The organism is Staphylococcus coagulans (assembly GCF_022557135.1).
Taxonomy (GTDB): Bacteria; Bacillota; Bacilli; order Staphylococcales; family Staphylococcaceae; genus Staphylococcus; species Staphylococcus coagulans.
The window spans coordinates 2,382,677-2,409,667 of the sequence record NZ_CP092966.1 but is presented as its reverse complement, the minus strand read 5'-3'; the positions used below and the strand labels follow the sequence as shown (position 1 = coordinate 2,409,667).

Genomic DNA, 26,991 nt, shown 5'->3' with positions numbered 1-26,991 from the left:
TGAAAGGTATTGTCACAAAAGTCACAGTGGAAATCGTCGACGGGATTTATTTTAGCGAGTGCAGGCTCCGCAATTGGTTTAGGCGCATTGTGGAAGTTTCCATATATGGCAGGGATGTATGGCGGCGGCGCTTTTTTATTCATGTTTGTTTTATTCACTATTTTAATAGGTCTCCCTTTTCTGATTATGGAATTTGCGGTGGGTAAATTAGGTAGAACCTATACAACACGATTATTTGGAAAGTTAACGGGCCAAAAATGGCTTAATAGTATCGGTTGGATTGGCAATCTAACAGTATTTTTGTTGTTCGGTTTTTACAGTGTAATTGGGGGTTGGATTGTAGTCTATATTGGAATCGTAGGACTTCAATGGATCCATCTTGGCCCCGCGCATTTGAGCGATATACGTTTTGAATCAATCATTAGCCAACCTGCTTATACATTGATAGGACAGCTTATATTTATAGGACTGACTTGTTTAATCGTGATGCTAGGCGTTGAAAAAGGTTTAGAAAAGGCATCTAAAGTGATGATGCCGCTGCTGTTTGTCTTTTTAATTGTCATTGTTGCCCAATCGCTTTCTTTAAAAGGTGCTATGGAAGGGGTGCGCTTTTTATTTGAACCACGCGTGACAGATATAACGATGGATTCTATTTTATTTGCGTTAGGCCAATCCTTTTTCGCACTATCATTAGGTACGACGGGTATGATGACATATGCAAGTTACGCACCTAAAGAAATGCCAATTAAGCGGTCTGCAATTACGATTGTTGCTATGAATATTGTTATCGCCATTTTAGCGGGGCTAGCTATATTTCCGGCATTACAGGCTTTTGGCTATCAGCCTAAAGAGGGTCCTGGTTTATTATTCAAAGTGTTACCCCTTGTTTTTGAAAAAATTCAATTTGGTACGTTATTTTATATTATTTTCCTTGTCCTCTTTTTGTTTGCAGCACTGACCTCTTCAATTTCATTGCTAGAGTTAAATATCTCTAATTTGACACGCAATGATAATCGAAAACGCCTCAAAATGACGACGCTTGTAGGTGCAGGTGTGGTCATGATAAGTATACCGGCAATGTTGTCATTCAGTAGCTTAAGCGGATTAACATTTGGTGCAGGTACACTTTTTGATAATATGGATTTTCTTGTTTCAAATATTTTGCTCCCTATTGGCGCACTTGCTTCAACATTAGCAATTGGTCATAAGGTTAAAAAAGAGACATTAAGAGAGGCATTTGGTGATTACCGTCTTAAACTATTTTATCCATGGTATATATTAGTAAAATGGATATTGCCATGTATTATTTTAGCAGTATTTATTTTACAATTCGTTTGAACAGATTAATTTCGACATTTTTGTCTTATAGCACATTTCTGATTAATAAGGTTCAATATAAAGAAGCGTGGTTGAACTTGCCTCAATGATGAGAGGCAGGCAATCACGCTTTTTAAATGAATGACAAGAAGAAATTTACATATAATATTGATGCTGTCTCAGTTCGCCATATTTTGCAAAATGGCATAAATCGTGAATCATGCGGTGGCTTAGTTGTTTTTCATGTGAAGTGAGGGTTAAACCATTTGCTTCTAAAATATCGAGTCGTCCCATCCAAAAAATTAAATCTAAGATATGATAAGCCGAAGCATAGCGTGGGTGATCAGGACGAAACCAATTAAACTCAGCTTTCCAAGTGGGTGCTGTTTTTGAAAGTGTGTGAAAAAGGTCGAGAAACGGCTGTTTAAAATAGAAATCTGTGATAAGTCGACGTTGTTGTTGTGCTGTCATCATCTCATGAAGGTCCGGTATTGGTAAACCAGCACGATTCAAAATCGCTTGAAATTGTAAAGGGTCTAATTTTTTTTGTTCATTTTTAATATAGATATCACCTTCTGATGATGTGATACCTAATAAAACAGGTATATCGACAAGGTCATAATGGGGTTCAATCTCCTTTGACGCAACAGGTTGATAAATTAATTCTAGCCCTTTTGAAGGACCATAATGTGACTGATGCGCATCCATCAACGTTAAAATAGCGTCGCTATCTAACGCTTGCCATGTTTGATTGGGGAAGTGTCGATGCTTTGATGTGTTGAATATTTGCGCTTTTTGTTGTGCGGCGTATGGCGTATCGAGTTGTAATATGCCGCTTAACAGTACCGCATGTCGGATCATTGGTCTGACACTTCGCATGCGTAACAGTGCCTCAATACTCATTGCGCCTGCGGATTGTCCCATCAGTGTGAGACGCTGCGGATCGCCACCAAAGCTGGAAATATGCGTATAGACCCACTTTAATGCACAGATTTGATCAGAAAGTCCATTGTTTGCTTGCCAGTCAGAATGAATTGCAGACCAGTCTAAAAAACCTAAAGCACCTAATCGGTAATTGAATGTGACAACGATGACGTCCTCTTGTTGGACAATCGCTTGGGGTTGATATATATCTTGGGCACTATGACCATTCACAAAGCTTCCACCGTAAATAAAAATAATGACAGGTAGAAGTTGATCGCGTTTAGATTGAGGACGCCAAATATTTAATGTGAGACAATCTTCACTTTGTTGAGGTGTTTCTTGAAAAGGAGAGAAAAAAGCTTCAAGTGAATTAAAGGGTTGTATCGGAGTATGACCAAATTCTGTCGCATAGAGGTCATTTTCGTAATGTGTAACGGGCTGTGCATGTTTAAAGCGTAAAGCGCCTGTTGGCGGTTGTGCGTAAGGAATACCTTTAAAAACGTCAAAACCTGCATATGATTTGCCATAAATTGTTCCTAATTTCGTATCAATACGCATTCCTCTCCCTCCTTCATTTGTACAAATAAGTTTCAGCTAAATTTTCTTTTTGATAAATTCCCATGCCCGTTTTTAATAATTTAAACCCACAAGATTCATAAAAATCAGTATGCCCGATAGTCGAAATGAGATGAATACAGGAAACTGAACGAAAGGTGTCGCAAAGTTGATGTAAAAGCTTTTTACCAATCCCTTGCCGTTGATCGCGTGGATGGACAATCACATCATATATAGCAGCATTGAAAACACCGTCAGAAAGGGCACGGGCACAGCCAACGATTTTTTGTTGGTGGACAGCTACAAAAATATGTGTGCTTGCATTGTAAATGACTCCAATATTTTCGGGCGTATGGCCAAACCAACCAATATCTTGATATAGCTTATAAAGTTGCTGAATGTCTTCCGATGTCAGCGTTGTTTTTGAGATGATTTCCACAATTTTAGCCTCCTTTATCTTTATTATATATTATAACGCAAAACCTCATTTAAATTATCAGAAAAATATGAATATAAAAATTGATTGCCTTTACATTGAATCTCATTATAATTTAACCTATAATTCATATTGAATAACTAAGAATTAAGTTAGTGAATGGATTGAGGAGGCGCAATTTTGAGGAATTTCGATTTAATTGGGCATACACCGCTTGTGCAATTAGAACATTATAGTAATGACGATGTTCAAATTTATGCGAAACTCGAGATGTATAATCCAGGGGGCAGTGTAAAAGATCGACTTGGAAAGTATTTAATTGAACATGCGATAGAAGAAGGACGAATTCAATCTGGAGATACGGTTGTTGAGGCCACTGCAGGTAATACAGGTATTGGACTTGCAATCGTCGCAAACCATTATCAAATCCAATGTGTCATTTTTGCGCCAGAGGGGTTTTCAGAGGAAAAAATTGATATTATGCGCGCATTAGGCGCACGTATTCATCGTACACCGAAAGAGGAAGGGATGTTAGGTGCGCGCCAAGCAGCAGAAAACTTTGCGAAGCGTACAGGTGCGTATTATACAAACCAATTCGAAACATCAGATAATCCAGACGCCTACAGAGAAACGCTTGCGGTAGAAATTATTGAAGCGATACCGAATTTGGATTACTTTGTGGCAGGGGCAGGTTCAGGAGGCACGTTTTCTGGTGTCGCTGAATCTTTACAACCTTATGGTGTTAAATCCGTTGTTGTTGAGCCAAAAGGATCTATTTTAAGTGGACAAGAAAAGGGAAGACACGATACTGAGGGCATCGGTGTAGAGGTATGGCCTCAATTTTTGAAAAAAGAATGGATTGATGCCGTTGAAGTGGTTTCTGATGAAGTGGCATTTGAGCATGTGAAACAACTCGCCAAATATGAAGGGATATTAGCGGGTAGTTCGTCGGGTGCAGCGTTAGAAGGCGCACTTCAAGTGGCGCAACGTATTCAAAAGGGTAAGATTGTCGTCATTTTTCCGGATGGAAGTGACCGTTATATGTCGAAAAAAATATTTCAATATGGAGGAGATTTAAATGAATAAAAAAACATTATTAGTACATGGTGGAAATACGACAGATCTATATACAGGTGCAGTAACCACACCGATATATCAAACAAGTACTTACGAACAAGATGCAATCGGCGCATTAAGACAAGGTTATGAATATTCACGTACCGCAAATCCAACGCGTTCAGCTCTAGAGTCGTTGATTGCTGATTTAGAACATGGTCAACATGGTTTTGCCTTTGGTTCAGGTATGGCCGCTATCAGTGCAGTCTTAATGCTTTTAGATCAAGGCGATCATATTATTGTCGGGTCAGATGTTTATGGAGGAACATATCGTGCCATGACAAAAGTCTTTACAAGATACGGTATCGAATTTGATTTTGTAAATACAACTGATGTTAAAAACATCGAAGCAAAAATTAACGATCAAACGAAAATGCTCTTTATTGAGACACCGTCTAACCCATTATTGAGAGTGACAGATATTCAAGCAGTGAGCGAATTAGCAAAACAGTATCAATTATTGACTGTGGTTGATAATACCTTTATGACACCTTATTATCAAACACCACTTACTTTAGGCGCTGATATAGTGGTACATTCAGCTACTAAATATTTAGGGGGACATAGTGATGTTGTTGCAGGTTTAGTCGCAGTTAATGACGATGACTTGGCAGAGCGTATTGGTTTTATTCAAAATTCTACGGGTGGTGTGCTTGGACCACAAGACAGCTATCTTCTTGTACGTGGTATTAAAACTTTAGGTTTGCGTATGGATCAAATTGAACGTAATGCCTTAGCTGTCGTAGAAATGCTGAATCAACATCAGAATGTTAAAGCTGTTTATCATCCAAGTCTAACAACACACTTAAATTATGAAATTCATCAAGCACAAGCGGACGGCACGACAGGTATTGTGTCGTTTGAAGTGTCTGATGTAGAAAAGGCGAAATATTTGGTTAAACAAACGCAATATTTCACATTAGCGGAAAGTTTAGGTGCAGTGGAAAGTTTAATTTCTGTACCAAGTCTTATGACACATGCATCTATACCAGCAGATGTGCGCGCTAAAGAGGGGATTGCTGATGGGTTAGTTAGATTATCTTTAGGTATTGAAGATACGAATGATATTGTAGCAGATTTAAAACAGGCATTAGATCAGCTGTAAAGTAGGCATTTGATTGAAATACAGTTTGTTAAAAGGCGACTGTATTCACCGTATAGGTAATCGAATCATGAATATTTAAGACATATACAATAAATTGATATTTAAGGGGTTATGGAAGCTAAGGTCATGTTCTACCTTGGCTTCTTTTTTGTAATGATAATGTCATATAACGGAAATATATTTTTTATAGTGTTGGGTGTATACTTTATCAATGTATAGGTGTGTTTATAATAACTATCTTAAATAAGGAGGGAAATCAATGCATAAAAAAATCATTGCGGCAGTGATAGGGACTTCAGCTGTTACTGCAATGGTAGCCGCGGATGCCAATGCTTCAACATACCGTGTTAAAGCAGGTGACTCGCTGTGGTCTATTGCAACAAAATACAACATTACGATTTCACAACTTAAATCTTATAATAACTTGAGTTCCAATTTAATCTTTCCGAACCAAGTATTAAAAGTATCAGGAAGTACTGCAGGTAGATCTAATCATGTGTCATCTTCGGGGAATTCATCAACATATACGGTGGTGAGTGGTGACTCATTATCAAGTATTGCTGCACGTTATGGAACAACATATCAAAACATCATGCGATTGAACGGGTTAAATAGCTTTATGATTTATCCAGGTCAAAAGCTGAAAGTAAGTGGAACTGTTTCTGCACCAAGTCGTCAAAAACCGTCAAAAACTTCTGGATCAACTACATATTATACGGTGCAACCAGGCGATTCATTATCACTTATTGCTTCAAAGTATGGGACTACTTATCAAAATATCATGAACTTAAACGGTTTGGATTCATTTTTAATTTTTCCAGGCCAAAAATTGAAAGTTAAAGGTACAGCATCTACACCTAACCATACAACACCATCTAAACCTTCAAGACCCGCAGCAAATGGTGCGACAACATATTATACAGTACAGCCAGGCGATTCATTATCATTAATCGCTTCAAAATATGGCACAACGTATCAAAACATTATGCAGTTAAATGGATTAAATTCATTTTTAATCTTCCCAGGTCAGAAATTAAAGGTTTCAGGTTCGGCGGCTTCTACAGGTACAACAACAGCACCTAACCGCCAATACCAAACACCCATCTTTAATCATGAAAATTACTATGACTGGGGTCAATGTACGTGGTATGTATTCAACAAACGTAAGGAAGCTGGTTTAGGCATCAGTACTTACTGGTGGAATGCTAATGCATGGGACGATAATGCAGCGCGTGACGGTTACACAATTGACCGCACCCCAACAGTAGGTTCAATTTTACAATCAGATTTAGGTTATTATGGTCATGTTTCATACGTTGAACGTGTGAATCCAGATGGTAGTATTTTAGTTTCTGAAATGAATTTTACTGCTGGACCAGGTGTGCTGACTTATCGTACAGTACCAAGTTACAATGTAGCGAACTTTAAATATATCCATTAATATATAAAAGGATTTTATTCATCAGTATGATGAGTGAAATCCTCTTTTTTGGCTCTATACTCAATAGGACTGGTGATTGATTGGATCACCAGTCCTATTTTTAATACAAAAGAACCGGCTCTTTATTTTACTTCAGTCAATTAACTTATTATCCCGAACGATTTCAGCTATTCGGGACAATGAATTAAATGTATTTTTGTTCCACGTGAAGTGATTGTCATAAAAAGGATACCCTCTAGCAATCTGGATGTGTTAGAGGGCATCCTTTAAATGTTAAATATTTTAATTTAAATCGTATTCACATAAGGAATGTGTTTTTTAGTGTAGTGACTGATTAACACTGAGATAATGCCAAATAGGATAAAACTGATTAATACAATAATTGTTGAATTCCATTCTAATGGTTGGTGTAGGTAAACTAAATTTTTAATCTCTGTTGTGTATAATTTGAAAGGATTCCACGGTAAAATATATTGTTGATAAAATTTAGGTACCATATGAATAGGTAATAAAATGGCTTGCATAGAAAAGAATACCAGTATTAAAAATAAAGGTGCTGCAAGTATACCAATCCAAACCATTAATCCTAATATAAGCAATGAGAAACCAGAGATAGCTAAACCAATAAAGCTTGCGGTTACGAATGGATTTTGAAAGTTGAAATTCATAACGTAACTTAGGAAATAGACATATGCAAAGCTTCCAGCAAAACTTGCGATGAGATCTATACCTATAGTCAACGCACCTGTTAAAGTTTGACGATGTCGAGATGACATTTGACTTCTGTTTTTGAAATTAAAGTATAAAACGACAGCTGTAATCATTGATGCAAGCCATACAGGCATAAAGAGTACCATAGCTGCATTACCGTTAGCTTGATGTGATGCAATTGGATGGAATGTATGCTGATCAACGTTGACAGGGTTAGAAAACTGTTCGAATTGTTTAGCTGAGATATCGACGTTACTTTGAGCAAGTGCTTGAACGTTTTGACGACTGACTTGTTGATTAATATTCGTGCTCATTTGTTTCAAGACTTGTTTTGTTACGTTTGCAAGTTGACCTTGACCCCCTTCATCAATGTAAGTACTGATTTGGGCTTGTTCTATTTTTGAAGGAGCTTTTTGTCCTTTTTTCTCCATTTGCGCTTTTATTTTTTGAATTTGTTGAGGAGGTATTTTACCTTCTTCAACTTGTTGTTGGAGTTCTTTTTGTTTAGATTTCATGATGGTTGTTTGAGCAGGGCTTAAAGCATGTTCTGAAAAATGATCTTCTAAAATAATTGCGCCAGCGTAAGTGCCTTTGCGTACTTCATCTTGCGCTTTTTTGGCATCTTTGACTTCATGCCATTGAATTTCTTCATTTTTGTTGTCTTTCAATTTTTCTGTTAATTTTTTACCAATATTGATTTCTTTATCTTGTATGTGTGTCCCTTTATCTAAATTAACAATCGCCATAGGAACGTTGTTAGGTTTTGGGTTATATGCAGGATAAAATGCAGTAGCTAAAATTAATAAAATGGTTACCGTAATGAGCGGTACAATCCATAATTTACGATTACTCATAAAATGACCTCCTTTATGCAACATTGTGTTGTTTATTGTTCGTGATGTTATTATAATAGATATTAAAATAGATACAATGTTCAATTGATGGCAAATTGCTGATTAACCAACATATAGTATGAAATTGTTGTGTAAAGGAGATTATTTTGATGGATAGAAGAGTTCGTAAAACGAAAGCGGCAATAAAAAATGCGATGATTACACTTTTGAAAACGGAAAAGTTAGATAAAATTACCGTGAATCAAATTGCAGATGTTGCAGATATCAATCGTGCTACATTTTATCAACATTTTTTAGATAAGTATGATTTACTCGATCAAATTGAACAAGAAATGATTGAGCAGATGCAAATCAATTTCAATGAGAAAATAGTGCGTCTTAAAGCAGTTGAGAATGATGAGGAAGCAGCAATCGTGTTCAAAGAGATACCACGAGCAGTTTTAACAATCATGCACGATGATCTTGATCGGTATCGTGTTTTATTAACCATGGGACGCAATTATGAAATTGAACAGAAGATTGGAGAAATGATTGCGCTTAATTTGAAAAGTTTCTTACCTAATGACAAGGAGATAGCAGGGATTCCATTTCGATATTTCCATGCTTTTGTTTTGGGGAGTATGTGGTCGTTAATGCGCGCTTGGGTGATGGATGAGGCACGGAGTACAATTGATGAACAAGTCGAAAATATTTATAAATTGATGTATCAAGGGCCATGGCGGATTATTTATAAAGCTTATCATTAAAACTAAAACATGAGACAGACGACATTTGGATTGCGCAGTTGTTAGTCACAAGTTGTGCCCAATCCAAGTCAGCTGCCTCATTCTCACAAATTATGAACGCGCTTGAATTTCTTTAAGTTTTTGCACAGAGCTATAGACTTGGCGTCCTATTGAAAACATAGACCATGCTTTTCCAGCTTTGCTTTTGGCACCGAATGACAAGTAAAAATCAAGCAGTACATCTGCTACACCGATGCCAATAGAAATATAGCTCAATTTTTTGTTTTTTGAACGATAGATATAAGTGTTGTAAGCATCGACAATGATGCTCGCGCCAGACAATGCGCCTGATAAGAGACTTAACGTTTTTTTAGGTTTTTTTGCCATAGAATAATAACCCCCATCTATATTGAATTATGCTACATAGTATACCATTTTTGGTAACTTTATATATACATTGTACGCTTATAACCTCTACACACTGCCAATTATCGCCATTTTTAAGCAAAAGGTAGAGGGCTACGCTTTATCAATCGATCCGCCTTTAGTATCTTTTATATAGTGTGAGTTAAACGACTTTTCGGAAACTTAAAATGGGTGTGGGCGATATCATTTTTCGTGTTCCAATAATCATTTAATATACTAAAATGGTTAAAATACCCAACTCAGGGCTGATGAAAAGGGATATTGCATAGCGTAAACTGTTGTAAGTGAAAGTATGACATGAATTTGTTATCATTTAATCAAGAAACAATTTAATATATCAATGATTGAATTGTAGGCAAATTGAGTAAATTTTTGAACTTGATTAATATGAGAATGATTGAGTCACCTTATTCAGTTTGGATTGTGTCGAGAAATATAGAGGAGTGATACAAAATGAATCAAATGACAAAAGTAGTCATTGCAACAAGTTTATCTGTGGGGACACTATTAGGTGCAACATCAGTAGGAGCACAACTGCCTACGGATGCGCATGCGGCAACAGCGCAAAAAGCCCCATACTACACTTACAAAGGTGTATTTAATTATAAGTCTAACAATGCTTTAGAAGATAAAAACTTTTATCAAGCACTAAAAGCAGATAACTTTAAATATGAAGGTTTAAAAGTAGGTCAATCCACACGTGCTGATGTGGAAAAAGCACTTGGAAAAGACTTGAAAAAATATTATGCGAAAAAAGGCATCACATATTACGAAAAAAATGATGTCATTATCGGCATTGATGACCATAATAAATTAGTTAATCTGACATTACTTGTCGATAAAGTAGAACATAGTGATAAAGCGATTCGCGATCATGTAAAATCTGGAGAAATTTTTGATGCTAAAACAACACAAGTTGCGTTTTACCCAGGTAATTCTATCGTGATTAAAGCAAAAGGTAGCATGGCCTAATTATTTATAATAATGTTATAAAAAAACATGGGTGTGAGCCAGAAATCAGTTTGATTTCGTAGTCTCATACCCATATTTTTATGTTAGAAAATAATACGTATGCTCGTAAATTAGATGAAGCTTTAAAACGACTGACGATGGATATAGTCGGCAAGATGTTGTGCTGTTGCGGAATGTGTCGTTTCAATCAATTGTTGAGGCGGGCCACTAAATAAAATCTGACCGCCTTGTGTACCAGCGCCCGGGCCAATATCAATTAACCAATCTGCTTGGGTCATCATTGTTAAATTATGTTCGATTAAAATCACAGTGTTTCCATCTTGAACAAGTTGTTCAAATCGTTGTTGTAAAATAGGAATATCATCTTCATGTAAGCCTGTTGTAGGCTCATCAAAAATAAAAATTTTTCCTGAAACATGTTCGGTCATATAGCGACTCAGTTTTAATCGCTGGATTTCACCGCCAGATAGTGTGTCTAATGATTGTCCTAAAGTCATATAGCTTAGTCCTGTTTTTTGGAGTGCAATCAAGGATTTTGAAATGGTTGTCTCATCTTTGAAAAGTGAGATGGCTTCTTCGACAGTAAGTGCTAATACATCTGCAATAGAATACCCCTCGACTTTTGCTTCTAATACCTCTGGACGGTAGCGCGTACCGTGACATACTTCGCATGTTTGAGAAAATGACGGCATAAAGGCAAGTTCTGTTTTGAGTACCCCTTTACCGTTGCAATTTGGACAAGCGCCATCAGAATTATAACTAAACATCGCCTTTTTCAAACCTGTGTTTTGGCTGAAAAAGGTACGAACTTCATCAAATACGCCCATATACGTTAATAAATTGGAGCGGCTAGATGCGTGAACCCCTTTTTGATTGATGAAAATTGCATTCGGGTTTTGTACAAAGCCACTTTTAATTAAGGAGCTTTTTCCTGAACCTGCCACACCGGTAATAACAGTCTGTGCGTTTTGAGGGATAGAGACAGACACATCTTGTAAATTATTATGACTGATATGATTGAGATGAAACCAATCTTGGTAATGAGCGACTGCAGGCTTAAGTTGATGTGTGCGCGTCAATGCACGTCCTGTATCTGTGTTTGATTTTTTGAGTTGCTCATAGGTCCCTTCAAAAGTAACTTGTCCACCGTTTTTACCTGCCCCCGGACCGATATCGATAATATGATCCGCAATTTTAATGACATCAGGATCGTGTTCGACAATAATCACTGTATTGCCTTTGTCACGTATATTCAGCATGATTTCATTGATTTTTTCAATATCTGCAGGATGTAATCCAACACTGGGCTCATCGATAATATAAACTAAATCTGTCAACGGTGTATTCAGGTGACGAATCAGTTTAATACGTTGTGATTCACCGCCAGATAATGTAGGCGTTTCACGGTTCAAGGTTAAATAATTGAGACCAATGTCATGTAAGGCCTGAAGCTGATTTTTTAATGGTGCAATAATGTAGGCGGCTTTGTCACTTTGAAGCTGTTCTAAAAAAGCGAGCGCTTCATCTATCGTTAATGCAGTAAAGTCTGCAATACTTAAGCCGTTGATTTTACAACTGAGCACTTTTGGATTGAGGCGTTGGCCGTGACAATCAGGACATGTATGTTGATGAACGACGCGCTGGACATCTTTTAGAAAGCGTTTTTTCTCAAAATTATCATTGATTAAAAACGAACGACGAAAACGATGAATTAATCCTTCAAATTTTGCAGTTTTAGGCCATTCTGGAGGGGGATTTTTCAAACGTGTTGGTTCTGTATATAGAAATGTATCAAACTCTTCAGGTGTATAATCTTTTAATTTTTTATCATTATCAAACAATCCAGAATAGCGATAACGCTTTCCTCGCCAACTGTCTGGCTTAAAAGAAGGAAAACGTATTGCACCTTCATTTAAAGAACGATTGAAATCAATCAATTCGTTCAAATCAATATCTTCAACATAGCCAAGTCCTTGGCATGTTTCACACATTCCGTTTGGGTGATTGAAAGAAAAAATATCAGAATATCCGACAAAAGGTTCACCGATACGGGACCATAATAAGCGTACAGAAGCGTAAATATCTGATATTGTACCCACTGTGGAGCGAGAATTGCCGCCGAGCCTTTTCTGGTTAATAACCATTGCGACAGGTAAGTTTTCAATTTGATCGACGGCTGGTTTTTCATATTGTGTGAGTTGATGTTGGATATAACTTGAATAAGTTTCGTTTAATAAGCGTTCGGATTCTGCTGCTATTGTATTAAAAACGAGTGACGACTTACCAGAACCAGATCTTCCTGTGACAACCGTCAACTGATGTTTAGGTATGTTGACGTGAATATCTTTTAGGTTGTTTTGTCGTGCACCGTGGATATGAATCGTTGTCATTATTTTTCACCTCGTCATAAGTTTTACCCGAAACGCGCTTCGATTAATAATTGAGCGGTTAAAAGGCATGAACCTGGGCATAAGTAGCATTCTAAACGCGCTTTTTTAGAGGGAGAAGGTTTAACTCAATATATACTCAAACAAGAAAAGGCGAGACCGGGAATGATGTCCCAGCCTCGAACCTGTTGCTTTACGCTTTTGAAATTGTATAAGGATGATTTAGTGGTGATATTGCTTCACTAACCATGCAGTAATAATAGAAGTGATTGGAATACAAACGGCTATGGCAATACCGCCTAATACGATAGTTACTAGTTCTTGTGCAAATAATTTCGCATTAATCAGATGACCGAAACTATAGTGTAAATTGAAAAACCAAAAGACGATTGTCATTGAGCCACCGAGTAATGCGAGATAAATCGTATTCGCTGAAGTGGCTAATATTTCACGTCCTACACGCATGCCTGATTGGAAGAGTTCACGCCTTGTCAATGAAGGGTTCGCTTCGTGTAACTCAAAAACAGGCGAGCTGATGGTAATGGCTAAGTCAATCACTGCAGCAATGACGGCGAGAATGACTGTAAAAATCATAAACTGCTCCATATCAATCCCAATATTCAATGAAAAGACATAGGTTTCGTCTTGCTCTTCTTGCGTAAAACCTTGTAAATGGCCCCAGTGAACGGAGAGATAAATCGCAGCAATCATTAATAAAGTCGTCACGATACTAGAAATGAACGCTGCAAGTGTCTTTATATTGAACTTGTTAAGTAGAAAAAGATTAATCACAGCGATGATGATACAAAAGACAAACGTGACTAAATAAATTGGCGCGCGAAATACGATAAATAATATCGCAATGAAAAGTACAATAAAATTTAAAAACAGTGTTAAAAACGAAACGATGCCACTGCGGCCTCCAAAAACGAGCATCAGTATGAGTAAAATTAAACTTAATATCACAATTGCGTTCATTGATGCTTGCCTCCTAACCATTTCAACCATACTTGCATGAGTAGGATTGTTAATGGAATTGTTAAGACGATACCTATACCGCCTGTAATGGCACGTGAAACTTCTAAAGACCAGTTCATAGAAATACTATAGGTGAGGGTATTCCCATTTTTTAAATAAAGTAAGAGCATTGGGAGGCTACCTGCGAGATAAGAAAATAATAAAATATTTGTCATTGTTCCCATGATATCCTGTCCGATATTACGGCCGGCCAAAACCCAACGCTCAGTTGAAATATGAGGCGCCCGTTGTAGCACTTCATACATACCACTAGATATTGTAATAGCCACGTCCATAACTGCGCCTAAAGTCCCTACCATAACAGAGGTTAAAAAGACTGTTTTAGGTTGAATTGTCAAAAAGCTCATGGTTTCATATTTAATCCCTTGGCTATTTGTGAGTGAAATAACAGACCATGCGATAAATATACAAATAAAGGTGCCTAACAATGTACTAAGAATGGTGACAACGGTACGCATAGACCAACCGATGACGAGCCAAAGCGTTAAGGTGGTTGCTATAACTATAGCTCCGGACATCAATAGAAACAAATTGAGATTCGTATTTGCGTGATACAGGCTAATGGCTAGTAAAATCGCAACAGAATTAATCAATAATGAAATAATCGATTGCAAGCCAATGCGGTGCCCCACAATGATTAGTGCAATGAGAAAGAAGCTTACAATTGTGACAATTACAGTATCGCGTTTCTTTTCGATAATAAAGTTATCTTTACCTGCTTTATCTATATGGAGTAGTACTTTATCGCCCACTTGGTAAGCCTGTGCTTCGGTTTGAGAAGCGTTATATAGGTGATCGACGTGTACAATTTGATCCTTTTTAGATGTATTTAAAACTTTAATTTTCAGGACATCATGATATTTAGTGTCTCGATTATGTTGATCATCAACAGATTTTTCGCTGTGATGTTGGTCGACATGAACGACTTCTCCAATCGGTATCCGATAAAAAGAGGTGTTCACTCGAGTGAAGAGAATTGCCAATAACGCGAGAATAATACAAATCGCGATAAAGTAATTCCATAAATGACGTTTTTGTTTCATAATAAGTCTCCTTAGTGATAAATCGAACGTTGTTGTGTATGGGTCATTATAATTTTAATGACCTCATTTAATAATGGTTTTTGTAAATCTCGTCGATATACAAGGTGAAATGTTTTTTTGATATCTGTATGTGACAATGAAATTTTTTTCCACTGTTGATTTTGACTATATAAGTTGATGAAAGCAGGTGCAAGTACAAAGCCTTTTTGATTTTGTAAAATAAATCGTGCAAATTGCGGATTATTAATGATATGTACGGGTGTCTCAGCATGTGTTGTTAAATATAATTTTAGGTCAGTAGGCAAAGGCTCGTGTATGTACAAAGATTGTTTGAGTATATAGCTGAGCGGTGGATTAGGAACGTTCATGATAGGAGCGTTTGTACCCCCATAAAGCACGTATGTTTCTTCAAAAAGGGGAAGGCTTTCTAGTGTATTATCATGAAAGGTTGCTGTTGTCAGGGCTAAGTCGATATCTTGTGATTGCAAGGAGGGTAAAGTTGTTTCTTCATCTAATAAGGTAGGTACAAGTGATAAAGCCAGTTCTGTTTCGATGGTTTGTAACACTTGTGGTAAAATTTGGCCAATTGAACCATTGACATAGCCAATTGTAAAAACGCTTTGCTTTTGTTGAACTTGTGTTTGAAATTGAGATAATGTGTGATCCACTTGCTCAAGTATCGATTGCGCATGTTTTAATAATTGTTTCCCCTCAGTCGTTAAGAAAATGTTGCGGCCACTACGATAAAAAAGCGAAGTTCCTAACTCGACTTCTAGGTTGTGCATATGTCGGCTAATTGCTGATTGTGCAACATTGAGTTCGAGTGCCGCTTCTGAAATATGTTCACGCTTAGCCACTTCTACAAAGTATTTCAACTGTTTAAGCTCCATAAATATTCCCCCTTCATTTTTATATTATCTCAAAATGAGATAGATTTCATCTCAAGTATATATTGATGTGATGAATAGGATTCCGCTATAGTTAGAATACTATTAAAGAGAGGTGTCAGAAATGTCTAATAATTCTAACTATACAAAAATTGGACTCTATGACAGTCGCGAAGAGCACGATGCATGTGGTATTGGGTTTTATGCCAACATGAATAATGAACGTTCACATGCTATTGTTGAAAAATCTTTAGAAATGTTACGCCGCTTAGATCATCGTGGAGGAATTAGCGCAGATGGTATTACTGGGGATGGCGCGGGCATTATGACTGAGATTCCATATCAATATTTTAACCAAGTGACATCATTTTCACTTCCTAAAGAGGGCGCCTATGCTGTTGGAATGATGTTTTCACGAGACTTGATTTCTGACACTCCACACGCGTCAGCACTTGCATCCATATTTGAAAGCGAAGGGTTGCAAGTGTTGGGCTATCGTGAAGTGCCTGTTGATATAACATGCTTGGCTACACGCGTAGCGGATACGATGCCAGCCATTCAGCAAATCTTTGTCTCAAACCAGAAGGCTCAAAATTTCGAGCGTGCCTTATATCTTTCTCGCAAACAGATTGAAAAATATAGTCATGAACAGGGATTGGGCCTTTATTTTACAAGCTTATCCCGTCGAACAATCGTTTATAAAGGATGGTTACGTTCAGATCAAATTAAACGTCTTTATATCGATTTACAACAACAAGACTATGTATCCAAGTTTGGTTCAGTACATTCCCGTTTCAGTACGAATACTTTTCCAAGTTGGGAACGCGCCCATCCGAATCGCTTGCTTATGCATAATGGTGAAATCAATACAATTAGAGGAAATGTGAATTGGATGCGTGCACGTCAACGTCGTTTAATCGAGACTATTTTTGGCGAAGAACATGAGAAAGTGGAAGAGATACTTGATGAAACAGGAAGCGACTCGGCAATTGTTGATAATGCGCTTGAATTTTTAAGTTTAGCGATGCCACCTGAGCAAGCAGCCATGCTACTCATTCCGGAACCTTGGCTATATAACAAAAGCAATGATCCGAAAGTTCGGGCCTTTTATGAATTTTATAGCTATTTAATGGAACCTTGGGATGGTCCAACTATGATTTCGTTTTGCGATGGCGACAAGCTAGGGGCACTTACAGATAGAAATGGTTTGCGTCCGGGTCGCTATACGATTACAAAGCAGAACGAAATTGTATTTTCTTCGGAAGTCGGTGTCGTTGATGTAGATGAAGCAGACGTAGCATTTAAAGGACAGTTGAACCCAGGAAAATTACTTTTAGTCGATTTTAATCAACATAAAGTGATTGAAAACTATGAACTGAAAACAACAATCGCACAACAATATCCGTACCAAGAATGGCTTGAAACACACCAACTTAACCTTAATTTGGAAACAATTCCTTATCAAGACGATAAATTATCAACAGACGAAGCTTTCGCGATGCAAAAGCGATATGGCTATACAAAAGAAGAACTAGATAAATATTTAACGGAATTAGTGTCAGGTGGTAAAGATCCTATCGGCGCGATGGGTTACGATGCCCCTTTAGCCGTGTTAAATCATCGGCCCGAGTCACTCTTCAATTACTTCAAACAGTTATTTGCGCAAGTGACAAATCCGCCGATAGATGCTTATAGAGAAAAAATTGTTACAAGTGAGCTCAGTTATTTAGGTGGAGAAGGAAACTTGTTGAATCCTAGTCCAGAGGCGTTACAACGCGTTCAGTTAAAGCATCCTGTGTTAACACATGCGCAATTGGATGAAGTTGCTAAAACACTAAAAACATCCTATCTTTCTACCGGATATACAGAGGGTCTAGAGACGGCATTAGAAGCGTTAGGGGATCATGTGGTTCAAGAAGTAAGACGCGGGGCGACAGTAATTGTATTAGATGACAGTGATGTTCGTCAAAGTGATACTTTTGCAATGCCTGCCTTATTGGCTTTAAGTGCTATACATCAACGCCTCATTCGTGAAAACTTACGAATGCAGACCAGCTTAGTGGTGAGTTCTGGGGAAACGCGTGAGGTACATCACCTCGCTTGTTTAGTTGGATATGGTGCGAATGCAGTAGTGCCTTATTTAGCACAACATACGGTTGCTGATTTAACGACCCAAGGACGTCTTGAGGGCACTGTTGCTGAAAATGTAGCACGTTATAATGCGGTACTGTCTGAAGGTCTGATTAAAGTGATGGCTAAAATGGGAATCTCAACGGTACAAAGTTACCAAGGGGCACAAATATTCGAGGCAGTAGGGTTATCTGAGAGACTGGTTGATCGATATTTTACGGGGACAACTTCGAAATTATCAGGTATTTCAATTGAAACTTTAGATGCAGAAAATAAAGCGCGTCAAACGGTGGAAGGTCAAACGCTTGACCCAGGAAGCACTTTCCAATGGCGCCAACAAGGACAACATCATACATTTAATCCGACAACAATACGATTGTTACAACATGCTTGTCGCGAGAATGACTATGCACAATTTAAAGCTTTTTCTAAAGTGGCGAATGAACAAACAAGTAGTCACATTCGTGATTTATTCACATTTAAAGCGCAACAATCAATTGATATTGAACAGGTGGAAGCGGTCGACGAAATTGTTAAACGCTTTAAAACAGGTGCAATGAGTTATGGTTCTATCTCTCAAGAAGCCCACCAAACGCTTGCAGAAGCCATGAATCAATTGGGCGGAAAAAGTAATAGTGGTGAAGGAGGAGAAGCACGCTCACGTTACGAAGAGAGAGAAGATGGCCGCGATTACAAAAGTGCGATTAAACAGGTTGCCTCAGGCCGTTTTGGGGTGACGAGCCATTATTTACAACATGCGAAAGAGATTCAAATTAAAGTTGCGCAAGGTGCTAAACCAGGGGAAGGGGGCCAGCTACCAGGCAGTAAAGTTTATCCGTGGATTGCAGAAGTTCGAGGTTCGACACCGGGAATCGGTTTGATATCACCACCCCCTCATCATGATATCTATTCTATAGAAGATCTTGCACAGTTAATTCATGATTTGAAAAATGTTAATCGTGATGCGGATATTACAGTTAAATTGGTTTCTAAATCTGGGGTCGGAACAATTGCGGCCGGTGTGGCAAAAGCATTTGCTGATAAAATTGTCATCAGTGGTTTTGATGGCGGAACAGGTGCTTCGCCGAAAACGAGTATTCAACACGCGGGATTGCCGTGGGAGCTAGGTCTTGCTGAAACACATCAAACCCTCATGTTGAATGATTTACGATCACGTGTCCGTTTAGAAACAGATGGAAAGTTATTAACAGGACGAGATGTCGCCTATGCTTGTATGCTTGGTGCTGAAGAGTTTGGATTTGCGACAGCGCCATTGGTCGTCCTAGGATGCATCATGATGCGTGTATGTCACAAAGATACTTGCCCAGTAGGTATTGCGACACAAAATGGTGATTTACGTAAGCTTTATACTGGTAAAGCGCAATATGTGGTTAATTATATGCGGTTTGTGGCCGAAGAATTAAGAGAAATCATGGCTGAATTAGGTGTTCGAACAGTGGATGAACTGGTTGGACGTACAGACTTACTCAAACGTTCTTCTGTCGCTTATCATCATCCTAAAGCAAGAGAGATGAAATTAGAAACTTTACTTCATCAAAATGAAGGTACACGTACAAAAGTGATTGAACAACAGCATGGATTAGAACATGGTTTTGACTTGAACCAGTTGTTGCCAGCCGCAAAACCATATATTGAAGCAGGAACACACTTTGTCGGACAATTTGAAATTGTAAATGAACAACGTAATGTGGGCGTGATCACAGGTAGTGAAATTACGCGGAATTACGGTTTGAAAGGTTTGCCAGAGGATGCCATTGTTGCAAAAACGACAGGACATGGTGGTCAAAGTTTAGGGGCATGGATGCCGAAAGGTTTGACACTTCAACATACTGGAGATGCAAATGACTATGTAGGTAAAGGGCTATCAGGTGGTAAGATTGTCATCGATGCACCGAATGTTGCACGTGAAAATGAAATTATTGTAGGTAACGTTTGTTTTTACGGTGCGACGCAAGGAGAAGCTTATATTAATGGTCGCGCGGGCGAACGTTTTTGCATTCGTAATAGTGGTGTCCACGTTGTCGTCGAAGGTGTAGGAGACCATGGTCTTGAATATATGACAGGAGGCCGTGTGGTCATTTTAGGTGATGTGGGTAAAAACTTTGGTCAAGGTATGAGTGGTGGCGTGAGTTACATTTTCCCATCAGATGTTGCTACTTTCAAAGCACAAAATCAATTGGATTCACTTGATTTTGATGAAGTTGTGGATGAGGAAGAGAAAGAAATGCTAAAAGCGATGATTCAACGTCACTTGAAATATACAGACAGTCAAAAAGCGGCTGCCATTTTATCTGATTTTGATGCGAAATTAAAAGCATGTGTAAAAGTAATTCCTAAAGATTATAAGAAAATGGTGCAAAAAATTCACTATCATCAGCAACGGACGACTTCACAGGATGAAGCGCTATTAGCTGCTTTCAATGATAATGGATCTATAGAAGAAACTACGCAAGAAGAACGTATTCCAGTGTACTAAAGGAGGCTAACTATGGGTGAATTTAAAGGTTTTATGAAATATCACAAACAAAAGCTCGCGGAAGTTCCTTTAACAACACGTATTGAAAACTATGAAGCATATCAATCACGTTTTACAAAAGGAGAGGCACAACAGCAAGGGGCGCGTTGCATGGATTGTGGTACGCCATTCTGTCAGGTCGGTGAACTCGTAGGACGTGAAACTGTTGGTTGTCCACTCGGGAACTATGTACCTGAGTGGAATGATCTCACATACCGCGGTGACTTTAAAAATGCTTATGCGCGTTTATCAGAAACAAATAATTTTCCTGACTTTACAGGGTACGTTTGCCCTGCACCTTGTGAAGCATCATGTGTAATGAAGATTAATCGCGAATCTGTCGCTATTAAAGGTATTGAAAGAACAATCATTGATGAAGCGTTTGAGCAAGGATGGGTCAAAGCACGTCAACCAGAACAACGACGAGATGAAAAAATTGCGATCATCGGAAGCGGCCCGGCTGGGTTAGCTGCCGCTGAAGAGCTCAACGCATTAGGATATACCGTAGTCGTTTATGAAAAAAATGCGAGACCCGGCGGCTTGCTGACTTATGGTATCCCTAATATGAAACTAGATAAAAAGGTCGTATTTCGACGCGTTCGTTTGTTAGAAGAAGCGGGTATCACATTTAAATGTAATGTGGAAGTTGGAAAAGACATTACTAAAAGTGAATTGGATCAACAATATGATGCCATTGTTGTTTGTACAGGTGCTGAAAAAGCACGTGACTTACCACTAGAAGGACGTATGGAACAAGGTATTCACTTCGCAATGGACTATTTAACTGAACAAACACAACTTTTATTAGGCGAGTTGGATACACAAACGATTACAGCAAAAGGGAAAAAGGTAGTCGTCATCGGTGATGGAGACACAGGTGCCGACTGTGTCGCAACTGCATTACGAGATGGCTGTGAATCTATTGTTCAATTTAACCGTAAAGCTCGAAAACCAGAACGTTTTGAAATGAATTACAGTTGGCCATTAGAGCAACCTGTATTGAAAAAAGATTATGCGCACCAAGAGTATGAAGCAAAATATGGTCAAGAACCCCGTGCATATGGTATTCAAACGATGCGCTTTGATTTGGATGGAAACGGAAATGTGCGCGGTATATACGCGCAAGTCCAACAAGATAGAGCTGACGGTACAATCGTAGGTGATGATCGAGAAATTTTTATCCCTGCGAATCTTGTGTTACTTGCGATTGGTTTTGAAGGTGTAGAACCTCGGCTTGCACATGCCTTAAATTTGAAAGTAGAACGACAAAAAATAGTGGCTGATACTAAGGATTATCAGACAAATCAAGCGAAATACTTTGCAGCTGGTGATGCACGAAGAGGTCAAAGTTTAGTCGTTTGGGCAATCAAAGAAGGGCGTGAAGTGGCTGCTTCAGTCCATCAATATATTAATGATATTAATGAAAAAAGTTTTGTATCATTTTTGTAAAATTCTTGTTGACAATGTGAACGAGCTATAATAATATATTTATGTGCTCGTTACACGGAGGAATACCCAAGTCTGGCTGAAGGGATCGGTCTTGAAAACCGACAGGGGCTTAACGGCTCGCGGGGGTTCGAATCCCTCTTCCTCCGCCATTATAAGTAAAATCCAAGACTAATAGATATAAAAGCCAAACACTCAATGCGGTTGAATGTTTGGCTTTTTTGTATTTAAAAATGAGGCGTATCATTGGTGCGCTTATGAGTAGAGATTTTCCATTATCTTTTGGATGACGCGCGGTTGCGCTTTGATTGCGTTATAAAGATATACAACTTGTATAGCATGGGCTTTTAAAACTGCTGGAGCAAATACGATTTTAAATATATGTAAAAAGTTTTTAAATCATCAACTGATGAGTGAGCAGAGACAACGTGTCACGTGAAACATATTTTTAAGCCTGTTGTTTTTTAGAAGGCAAACACCCATGTAACAATGCATCAATATATATGAATCAATTTTGATACATGAATCTAGATACTCTGCTTGCATTTTTATTAAAAGGTATAGTATTATTAAATATGCCGTGCTAAGCGGGGAGGTAGCGGTTCCCTATTCTCGAAATCCGCTTTATGCGAGGTCGAATTCCTTTGTCGCGGATATGTATTTGTGAAGTCTGCCCAGAGCACGAGGTGTTTGAAGATTTCGGTCCTATGCAATATGAACCCATGAACCATGTCAGGTCCTGACGGAAGCAGCATTAAGTGGATTCTCATATGTGCCGTAGGGTAGCCGAGATTTAGCTGTCGACTCTGGTAACGTTTGTGATGCGTATTCTACACAAAGGTGCACGGCATTATTATTTTTAAAATTGTATTTTCGATTAATAGATGTGTGAGTAACTTTTGAAGAGTTGCTCTTTTTTTATATATGAATAATGTAAGGAGGTTAACGGATGTCCGTATTTATTAGTACACCAACAGAAACTGACTATGAACCCTCTTATGAAATGATTGCTGAAGCTTTTAAGGATGTACCGCATTCAACGCATCGTGAGCATGAATGGGTGAAACGTTTACGTATGTCACCCAACTATCATTTTGAGTTGGAAGTTATCGCCAAAACAGAAGATGGCACATTGATTGGACATGCGATGTGTACAGAGGTCAAAATTCAAAACGAAGACAAGACCTATACTGCGCTTGCACTCGCACCGCTCGCAGTTGTAAAGGCATATCGTAATAAAGGATTGGGGAAAGCCCTCGTTCAAGCTTTGGAAGAACGTGCACTTTCTGAAGAATATACAACGATTCTCGTTTTAGGCGATGGGACTTACTATGAAAAATTAGGCTATGAAGTTGCTGGAAATTATGATATCTATTTGCCGCCTCAAATGGGTGAAACTGAGCTACATGTGAAATTTTTGTGGGATGCTTTAGCAGATTTACCCAATGGAACAGTGATCTATCCATCAGAATTTTTGAAGTAACTTTGCGCCATACAAACGAGATTGAACATGATATAATGAAGTCATTGTTAGTTCGGAGGTGCCAAAGTGGATTATCAAGCATTATACCGTATGTTTCGTCCGCAAAGTTTTGATGATGTAGTCGGGCAAGAACATGTGACCAAAACCTTAAAAAATGCAATTGCAAAAGGGAAACAATCCCACGCTTATATCTTTAGTGGTCCGCGTGGTACAGGAAAAACGAGTATTGCAAAAATTTTTGCTAAAGCCATCAATTGTGAAGTGAGAGAAGATGGAGAACCCTGTAATGAATGTGCGACATGCAAAGGCATCACACAAGGTTCTAATTCAGATGTCATCGAAATTGATGCCGCGAGTAATAATGGCGTAGATGAAATCCGTAATATTCGAGACAAAGTCAAATATGCACCGAGTGAATCAAAATATAAAGTGTACATTATTGACGAGGTCCATATGCTGACAACAGGCGCGTTCAATGCACTGTTGAAAACATTGGAAGAGCCTCCTGCACATGCAATCTTTATTTTGGCTACAACAGAACCGCATAAAATTCCACCTACAATTATTTCGAGGGCGCAACGTTTTGATTTTAAAGCCATTCATTCAGATCGAATTGTAGACCGTTTGAGATACGTTGCCGAACAACAGGCGCTCGATTACGATGGGGAAGCTCTTGAGTTTATCGCTAAAGTATCAGAAGGCGGTATGAGAGATGCTTTAAGTATTATGGATCAAGCGATTGCTTTCGGTGATGAGCGATTAACTTTGAAGGATGCTTTGGATGTTACAGGGAGTCTAGATGAGTCCGATCTAAATGCACTCTTTCAAGATGTTGTACAAGGTCATGTTCATGATGCGTTTGAACGTTATCATCAATTTGTTAGTGAAGGTAAAGAGGTTAATCGTTTAATCAATGACATGATTTATTTTGTAAGAGACACGATTATGGCTAAAACAACAAATCAGTCGATGACGTTAGATGCCTTGGCTGGATTTGACTTAGAAGTTTTATATAAAATGATTGATGTCATTAATGATACATTAGTGTCAATTCGATTTAGCGTGAATCAAAATGTACATTTAGAAGTATTGTTAGTTAAACTTTCCGAAATGATTAAAGAGGCTGGAGCAACAGGAGAAGTCGTTGTTAACCATGCGCCAACAGAGCAGCAAGATGCGATGATAAGACGGATGGAAGCACTAGAATCTGAATTACAAACGTTAAAATCTCAAAATATTGGTATGCCGACATCACAACCTAAGCCACAGCCCACAAAGCGTCGTAATTCAAGTTCGACCTATTCGGTGGAACAAATTGCTAAAGTTCTAGATAAAGCAAACAAAGAAGACATTGCTTTAATTAAAGAGCGTTGGGCTGATGTTATTCAATATGCGAAAGATCGTAATCAGAAATCACTCGTCAGTTTGTTACAAAATTCGGAACCTGTAGCAGCTAGCGAAGATAAAGTTTTAGTAAAGTTCGATGAAGAAATACACTGTGAAATTTTGAAAAAAGACGAAGAAAAGAAACAAAGTATTGAAAATGTCGTAAAAGATATTATAAACAAGCCTGTATCTGTGGTAGGTGTACCTGCTGATAAATGGATGCAAGTGCGGAGTGATTACATTACTAATCGTAAACGAAGTCATTCGAATGGCCAACAGGAGTCTGCAAAGCCGGAAAAACAAGCAAGTGTTGTTGAAGCGGCCAAGAACTTGTTCGGAGAAGACACAGTCCATGTTATAGATGAATAAACATGACAAGGCTTTGAAAGGTATGTATAATTGTAAACGAATCTAAGAAGAACTCACTCTTGGACGCGTATCATTACGTGAATATGTATATACTGTAAAACGATAGAGTATTGATTATTCTGTTGTTTTAATAAAATGAATATAGATGGACCATCTCGTCTTTGATAAGATTATTTAATTGATGATGGTTTTAATAATAAGGAGGATACATTTATGCGCGGTGGCGGAAATATGCAACAAATGATGAAACAAATGCAAAAAATGCAAAAGAAAATGGCTGAAGAGCAAGAAAAATTAAAAGAAGAGCAAGTTGAAGGAACAGCTGGTGGCGGCATGGTTAAAGTTGTCGTATCTGGTCATAAAGAAGTCGTTGATGTTGTTATCAATGAAGAAGTCGTAGATCCAGAAGATGTAGAAATGTTACAAGACTTAGTATTAGCTGCAACAAATGAAGCAATGAACAAAGCGGATGAATTAACAGCTGAGCGTTTAGGAAAACATACTAAAGGTCTTAACATCCCAGGAATGATGTAATATGCATTATCCTCAACCGATATCGAAACTCATCGATAGTTTCATGAAATTGCCAGGCATTGGTCCCAAGACGGCTCAACGTCTGGCTTTTCACGTGCTTGACATGAAAGAAGATGATGTTGTTCAATTCGCAAAAGCTTTAGTGGATGTCAAACGAGAACTTACCTATTGTAGTGTTTGTGGCCATATTACCGAACAAGATCCTTGTTATATTTGTGAAGATAAACAACGCGATCGTTCAACAATATGCGTAGTCGAAGATGATAAAGATGTGATTGCAATGGAGAAAATGAAAGAATATAAAGGTTTGTATCATGTATTGCATGGCACAATTTCTCCTATGGATGGTATTGGTCCTGAAGATATCAATATACCAAGCCTTATTGATCGTCTCAAAGATGAACAAGTTCAAGAGTTGATTCTTGCAATGAACCCTAATCTTGAAGGTGAATCAACAGCGATGTATATTTCTAGACTGGTTAAGCCACTAGGCATTCGTGTCACACGATTAGCGCAGGGGCTATCTGTCGGTGGCGATTTGGAATATGCAGATGAAGTGACGCTATCTAGAGCTATCTCTGGGCGTACAGAAATGTAGTAAGAAACAAATGATCATATAATGAATGAAGATAACAGGGGGGAGAGAGCAACCTAGTTGTATCGTCTCGTATCAAGAGAATGATATGTACATTAGAAAAGATGGCATTGAAGTACAGGTTTCATCCAATGATTTGCTAATGCTTTTCTTTTGTATATTGAGATATGATGTCGTCTCCTACCCTGTTGTCTTTATTTTTTAGTGTAGATTGCGTAGCGTTTTGTATAGAACAATAAAATAAAATGAGAATAATGCGTTTAAAATAACGAAAAGCATTAAAGAGTGTAATTTTTATTGTTGTTAAAAGGGTTGAAAGCCTGTATAGTTATATCTTGTTGAGCGGCACAATAAGTCGCAACAACAAAACGAAAAAATTAATTAAAAAAGTTGTTGACATTAGAAATCAACTTGTGTATAATTAATTCTTGTCGAGTCAAAAAATAAATGACATGAACATTGAAAACTGAATGACAATATGTCAACGTTAATTCCGATAATTTGAGTACTTCAACGTACTTTAAAGAGTGATTGACTTAATCAATCAACGAGCTATATCAAGCTTACTTCTTTTA

20 protein-coding genes, 1 tRNA gene and 1 other RNA gene are annotated in these 26,991 nt (G+C 38.1%); 14 read left to right on the top strand and 8 right to left on the bottom strand.

Annotation, left to right across the window (positions count from 1 at the left end; translation table 11 throughout):
* Window positions 1-9: 9 nt before the first annotated feature.
* Entirely contained in the window at window positions 10-1,338 is a 1,329-nt protein-coding gene (locus tag KM149_RS11590) for a sodium-dependent transporter (RefSeq protein WP_214972006.1), read from the top strand.
* Window positions 1,339-1,473: 135 nt separating this feature from the next.
* Here the strand turns inward: KM149_RS11590 and KM149_RS11585 are convergent, their stop codons facing one another.
* Together KM149_RS11585 and KM149_RS11580 are read right to left on the bottom strand one after the other, a co-directional pair.
* The gene (locus KM149_RS11585; RefSeq protein ID WP_182280656.1) at window positions 1,474-2,799 is read right to left on the bottom strand and encodes a carboxylesterase family protein; all 1,326 of its coding nucleotides are present in this window, start codon (window positions 2,797-2,799) and stop codon (window positions 1,474-1,476) included.
* Window positions 2,800-2,812: 13 nt separating this feature from the next.
* Window positions 2,813-3,235, bottom strand: a complete 423-nt coding sequence (locus KM149_RS11580; RefSeq protein ID WP_241415415.1) for a GNAT family N-acetyltransferase — start codon at window positions 3,233-3,235, stop codon at window positions 2,813-2,815.
* Between the two features lie 177 nt (window positions 3,236-3,412).
* Here KM149_RS11580 and KM149_RS11575 point away from each other — a divergent pair, with 177 nt between their 5' ends.
* From KM149_RS11575 to KM149_RS11565, 3 genes are all read left to right on the top strand, one after another.
* Entirely contained in the window at window positions 3,413-4,318 is a 906-nt protein-coding gene (locus KM149_RS11575) for a PLP-dependent cysteine synthase family protein (protein WP_182280655.1), read from the top strand.
* Complete coding sequence (locus KM149_RS11570; RefSeq protein WP_182280653.1) at window positions 4,311-5,453, top strand: bifunctional cystathionine gamma-lyase/homocysteine desulfhydrase; 1,143 nt, start codon at window positions 4,311-4,313, stop codon at window positions 5,451-5,453. Before KM149_RS11575 ends, KM149_RS11570 begins: the two co-directional genes overlap by 8 nt.
* Before the next feature lie 259 nt (window positions 5,454-5,712).
* Complete coding sequence (locus KM149_RS11565) at window positions 5,713-6,894, top strand: LysM peptidoglycan-binding domain-containing protein (RefSeq protein ID WP_182280651.1); 1,182 nt, start codon at window positions 5,713-5,715, stop codon at window positions 6,892-6,894.
* Between the two features lie 287 nt (window positions 6,895-7,181).
* Here the strand turns inward: KM149_RS11565 and KM149_RS11560 are convergent, their stop codons facing one another.
* Window positions 7,182-8,459 carry a YhgE/Pip domain-containing protein gene (locus tag KM149_RS11560; protein ID WP_241415414.1) on the bottom strand — a complete coding sequence of 426 codons (1,278 nt, stop codon included), beginning with the start codon at window positions 8,457-8,459 and terminating at the stop codon, window positions 7,182-7,184.
* Between the two features lie 149 nt (window positions 8,460-8,608).
* On the opposite strand from KM149_RS11560, the gene KM149_RS11555 reads away from it, so the two are divergent.
* A complete protein-coding gene (locus KM149_RS11555) occupies window positions 8,609-9,205 on the top strand; it encodes a TetR/AcrR family transcriptional regulator (protein WP_165545918.1) in 597 nt (198 codons plus the stop codon).
* Window positions 9,206-9,295: 90 nt separating this feature from the next.
* On the opposite strand, the gene KM149_RS11550 is transcribed toward KM149_RS11555, so the two are convergent.
* The gene (locus tag KM149_RS11550) at window positions 9,296-9,571 is read right to left on the bottom strand and encodes a hypothetical protein (protein ID WP_016425611.1); all 276 of its coding nucleotides are present in this window, start codon (window positions 9,569-9,571) and stop codon (window positions 9,296-9,298) included.
* Window positions 9,572-10,063: 492 nt separating this feature from the next.
* On the opposite strand from KM149_RS11550, the gene isaB reads away from it, so the two are divergent.
* Window positions 10,064-10,582, top strand: coding sequence for an immunodominant staphylococcal antigen IsaB family protein (gene isaB / locus KM149_RS11545; protein WP_050331823.1), 519 nt, complete (start codon window positions 10,064-10,066; stop codon window positions 10,580-10,582).
* Window positions 10,583-10,704: 122 nt separating this feature from the next.
* Here isaB and KM149_RS11540 read toward each other — a convergent pair whose 3' ends face one another.
* The 4 genes from KM149_RS11540 to gltC all read right to left on the bottom strand — a co-directional run bounded on the left by KM149_RS11540 (window position 10,705) and on the right by gltC (window position 15,940).
* Complete coding sequence (locus KM149_RS11540) at window positions 10,705-12,972, bottom strand: ATP-binding cassette domain-containing protein (protein WP_165545916.1); 2,268 nt, start codon at window positions 12,970-12,972, stop codon at window positions 10,705-10,707.
* Between the two features lie 219 nt (window positions 12,973-13,191).
* The gene (locus KM149_RS11535; RefSeq protein ID WP_241415413.1) at window positions 13,192-13,947 is read right to left on the bottom strand and encodes a YibE/F family protein; all 756 of its coding nucleotides are present in this window, start codon (window positions 13,945-13,947) and stop codon (window positions 13,192-13,194) included.
* Window positions 13,944-15,050, bottom strand: a complete 1,107-nt coding sequence (locus KM149_RS11530) for a YibE/F family protein (protein WP_165545915.1) — start codon at window positions 15,048-15,050, stop codon at window positions 13,944-13,946. The genes KM149_RS11535 and KM149_RS11530 overlap by 4 nt, the downstream gene beginning before the upstream one ends.
* Window positions 15,051-15,061: 11 nt before the next feature.
* Window positions 15,062-15,940, bottom strand: coding sequence for a glutamate biosynthesis transcriptional regulator GltC (gltC, locus tag KM149_RS11525; RefSeq protein WP_241415412.1), 879 nt, complete (start codon window positions 15,938-15,940; stop codon window positions 15,062-15,064).
* 121 nt (window positions 15,941-16,061) lie between these two features.
* On the opposite strand from gltC, the gene gltB reads away from it, so the two are divergent.
* From gltB to recR, 8 genes are all read left to right on the top strand, one after another.
* On the top strand, window positions 16,062-20,564 hold the full coding sequence (gene gltB, locus KM149_RS11520) for a glutamate synthase large subunit (protein WP_241415411.1): 4,503 nt from the start codon (window positions 16,062-16,064) through the stop codon (window positions 20,562-20,564).
* 12 nt (window positions 20,565-20,576) lie between these two features.
* The gene (locus KM149_RS11515) at window positions 20,577-22,052 is read left to right on the top strand and encodes a glutamate synthase subunit beta (RefSeq protein WP_241415410.1); all 1,476 of its coding nucleotides are present in this window, start codon (window positions 20,577-20,579) and stop codon (window positions 22,050-22,052) included.
* Between the two features lie 56 nt (window positions 22,053-22,108).
* Window positions 22,109-22,201 (top strand) — tRNA-Ser (locus KM149_RS11510).
* Window positions 22,202-22,627: 426 nt separating this feature from the next.
* Window positions 22,628-22,897: signal recognition particle sRNA large type (gene ffs / locus KM149_RS11505), an RNA gene on the top strand.
* A gap of 101 nt (window positions 22,898-22,998) precedes the next feature.
* Window positions 22,999-23,532 carry a GNAT family N-acetyltransferase gene (locus tag KM149_RS11500; RefSeq protein ID WP_060830399.1) on the top strand — a complete coding sequence of 178 codons (534 nt, stop codon included), beginning with the start codon at window positions 22,999-23,001 and terminating at the stop codon, window positions 23,530-23,532.
* A 66-nt stretch (window positions 23,533-23,598) separates the two neighbouring features.
* Window positions 23,599-25,287, top strand: coding sequence for a DNA polymerase III subunit gamma/tau (gene dnaX, locus KM149_RS11495; RefSeq protein ID WP_165546090.1), 1,689 nt, complete (start codon window positions 23,599-23,601; stop codon window positions 25,285-25,287).
* 213 nt (window positions 25,288-25,500) lie between these two features.
* A complete protein-coding gene (locus tag KM149_RS11490; RefSeq protein WP_016425597.1) occupies window positions 25,501-25,821 on the top strand; it encodes a YbaB/EbfC family nucleoid-associated protein in 321 nt (106 codons plus the stop codon).
* 1 nt (window position 25,822) lies between these two features.
* On the top strand, window positions 25,823-26,419 hold the full coding sequence (gene recR / locus KM149_RS11485) for a recombination mediator RecR (RefSeq protein ID WP_016425596.1): 597 nt from the start codon (window positions 25,823-25,825) through the stop codon (window positions 26,417-26,419).
* Window positions 26,420-26,991: the final 572 nt, after the last annotated feature.